At 66.0% G+C, this 3,828-nt stretch carries 2 protein-coding genes; both read right to left on the reverse strand.

The window, feature by feature from the left end:
- The coding region (locus tag VLF18_RS10285; RefSeq protein ID WP_325279539.1) for a PKD domain-containing protein at positions 1 to 2,524 on the reverse strand (2,524 nt) is incomplete at its 3' end.
- A gap of 590 nt (positions 2,525 to 3,114) precedes the next feature.
- The coding region (locus VLF18_RS10290) for a hypothetical protein (RefSeq protein WP_325279540.1) at positions 3,115 to 3,828 on the reverse strand (714 nt) is incomplete at its 5' end.

Raw genomic sequence — 3,828 nt, forward strand, 5'->3', positions numbered from 1 at the left:
TGCCGGTCAGGCTGACGCCGGAATAGGCGCTGTAACCGCGCAGCATCACGTAATACGTGCCGGCCTGGGCCGTCGCGATGGTGCAGGTCTCGTTGTTGCCCGACAGGTACGGACGGCAGTCGTAGCTCGACGTCGTCGGCGCGGAGCCGAACTTCACGTACATGTCGGCATCGCCGGTGCCGCCGCTCATGACGAACTTGAGGCCCGAGGCACCGGCCGGAACGACCATCGTGTAGGTCGTGGTCGAGCTCGCCGCGCCGGACAGGCCGGTCTTCGCCACGCCGTTGTCGAGCACGTTGCCGCCGGTCGAGGTCACCGTGACCGAACTCGACTTCGTGTTCGTCGCGCCGCCGTTGTCGGTGACGGTCAGCGTGACGGTGTAGGTACCGGCCGCCGCATACGTCTTGCTCGGATTCGTCGCCGTCGAGGTCGTGCTGTCGCCGAAGTTCCACGAGCGCGATGCAATCGAACCGTCGCTGTCGGTGGAGCTGTCCGTGAACGTGGCGGTCAGCCCGCTCGTGACGACGCTGAAGTTCGCGACCGGCGCCTGGTTGACGCCCGAAGACACGGTGACCTGACGCGAGGTCGTGTTCGTCGCGCCGTCGTCGTCGGTCACGGTCAGCGTGACGGTGTACGTGCCGGCGGCCGAGTAGGTCTTGCTCGGATTCGTCGCCGTCGACGTGGTGCTGTCGCCGAAGTTCCACGAGCGCGACGCGATACTGCCGTCGCTGTCGGTCGAGCCGTCGGTGAACGTCGCGGTCAGCGCGTTCGTCGTGAAGCTGAAGTTCGCCGTCGGTGCCTGGTTGCCCACCGGGCCGGCAAAGCCGCCGATGCCGTAGACGTCCTTGGATTCGGCCGTGCCGCCGGATTCGTCGCGGTTGTCGGTGTAGATCGCCATGATCTCGCCGAGCGCGACGTCCATGCCGTTGTAGTCGCCCCACTCGTTGGCTTCGCTGATGTTCTTCGACGTCACCGTGGTCAGGCGCGTCGCGGTACCCCAGGTCACGCCGCCGTCCACCGAGACCGCGTAATAGATGTCGGTGCCGCTGCGATTGGTCGAATGGCGCGTGTCGTAGTACATCACGAACACGCGGCCGTTGCGGTCGACCGACAGCCACTGGTTGAAGCGGTCGACCGTGCTGACGTCGCTCGAGGAATGCGGCGAGGAGATCTGCCAGGTCGCGCCGCCGTCACGCGAGCGCGCGACGCGGATGATGGAGTGGTTCGCCGTCGCGCTCGTGTTGTTCTCGGTCGTCGACGTGTCGGTCCAGGATACGTAGATGCTGTTGTTGAACGCGCCGCCGGAGCGGTCGGTGTCGGTCGAGACGTAGACGAATGCGCGGCGCGACTCCATGGCCGGGATCGGGAAATCGAAATCGGCGTTGGTCGTGCTGACCGTCGTCGCTGCGGCGAACGACACGCCGCCGTCGGTCGACTTCGACATGCGGATGGCCTTGCTGACCGAGCCGCCCGAGACCGCCGGATAGAAGAAGTAGACGTTGCCGGCCGTGTCGGAGGTGATGTCGCTGCCGATGCCGCGGTTGCTGCCGTCGAGCGTGATCGTCGAGCCGAACGCGGTGCCGCCGTTCGTCGAGCGCGCGATCTTCTGCACGTTGTTGTCGTGCCAGGCGACGTAGATGTTGCCTTTGTGCGGCGACGACGCATGCATGTCGACGTGCAGGTATTCCTTGTCGGACGTGTTCTGGTTCGACAGCGTCGCGCTGCGCGTCCAGCTCGCGCCGTTGTCGGTCGAGCGATAGAAATACACATTGGTGCCGCCGCCCACGACCGTCGACAGCGCGCTCGCGTAGCCGACCGTGCCGTCGGGCGACCAGCCCACGGCCGGATCGCAGCAGGTGCCCGACAGCGCGATCGCGCTGCCCCAGGTCACGCCGCCGTCGGTCGAGCGCCACATCTTCTGGCCGCTGCCCGGGCCGTTGGTGCCGGCAATCACGATGTTCGTGTTGACCGGATTGATCGCGACCGCGGACTCCGACGCGCCGGCCGGCGTCGTGATGCGCTTTTCGCCGCCAAGGAAATTCTGGAACACGCTGCCGCGGCTGCCTTCGTCGTCGGCCGACTCATGCACGCGGAAACGGCCGGTTTCGTCGGACGTGATCGCCGTGTAGGTGACGCGGTTGATGCGGTAGCCGCCGTACTTGGCCATGTAGCCGTTCAGCGCGCTGCGCGGGTACTGCACCGGTCCGAACTGCGGCAGATCCTTGTTCGCCTTGCGCATTTCGACGCGATAGAACACCGGGATCGCGATGATGGTCTCCGCTTCGTTCTTCGACAGCACCGCGAGATCGGCGGCGGTCAGCGCATAGTTGCGGTCGTCCCACGGACCCAGCGCCTGCAGCGCCGCATAATCGACGTTCTTGTCGGCGCCCCGGGTCTGGTCGACCGTGAATTCCACGGCACGACCGGCGGCGCGATCTTCCTCGGCATGCACGCCGGCCGCGAGGCCGCCGGCGAGCGCCGCGGCGACGAGCAGCGGCAGACGGCCGAATTTCGACTTCGTCATTACCATTCTCCATTCGTATACGAATGCGTCGGTCGATTCCGACGCCCCCCGTCGCGAACGGACGCCCGGCAGCGGCAGGAAGCGTCGCGCCTCCCGGTTGGTTTTGCCGCTGCGTGGTCCACCGCGACCCGATGACGGCTGCCGCGCAACGGCGGCAAGCCGTGCCCTGCGCGCCCCCTAAGCGGGCAAGGCCGGCACGGTTTACAGGATGAGTGACTGTCCGTCTATAGACCCAGTCACATCAGTCGACAGGCCTAAATGTGCGACTGCACCAATGCACGATCGTCGTTTGTGCGGTGCATCAGGCCTGGCTGGCGAAAAGCCCCAAACCGTTGCGTTCGGTTTTGTCGCACGACGTCGTCCCTGGGGATGTCTGCTCCGCGATGATCGTGTGTGCGCTGCAACATCACGGATAAATCGCCATATCCGCCCACTCCCCGTTCCGTCGCCGTGTCGGCTTCGGCGCGCGCTGCTTTGCGCTCGCGCAGCCGGCGCTCGCCGGCGACGTCACCGTCGAAACCATGGCCGACGACAACGCGCCGCCAATGCCACCTGCTCGCGGCGCGAAGCGATGCAGTCCCCATGTCCTGTCAGGGCAGCGACGGCGCGACCGCGGCCGGTCCGAACACGATCGAGTTCTCGGCCAACGGCGCCCATACCGTGCCGGTGCAGCGGGCCGACGTGATCGCGGCGCGCGCGCTGACCGTCAGCGGCGCCGGCAAGACGATCGCGATTGCGTGTTCGTCCACCCGCCTGTTCGAAGCCCGAATCTCGGCAACGACCTGCAGTTTTCGCCGAACAGCGGCTGCCGCGTGCCGGCGATCATGGGTGGCGATCCGCAGCCCAGCGTGCCCGTATCGTCCTTTCCACCCCATGTGAACGTGTGGACGATGCGTTTCGGCGACGACTTCAGTCCCGCGCTCGGCACCGGCGACAACGCGACTGCGCGGCCGGCCCGGTGCTGAACTTCGACGCCACCGGCGTGCCGATACGCCCGTGAAACAGCCAGAACGGCGACATCGGCGCATCGAATCGGATTCGATGCCGGACGTGATCTTCCGGTACGGCTTCGAGTGACTGTGGCAGGAGAAAGCGATGGCGGGGTATTGCAACCGATCCCCTCGTCGCATTGCCGATATCGACGCTCCGGCGGCCGGCGGATGAACGTGCGGCATACGCACCACCAAAGTCGCGGGGCAAAATTCTTCCGCAAGTATGGAACTCGTCACAGTTGCACTGAGATACTCCGCGCTCTGCGTGCAGTAGTGCGCATCGTTCGATTGGTTCAGGGGCCAACCATGAAG

The sequence above is a fragment of the Tahibacter sp. genome (genome assembly GCF_035481375.1).
Lineage (GTDB): Bacteria > Pseudomonadota > Gammaproteobacteria > Xanthomonadales > Rhodanobacteraceae > Tahibacter.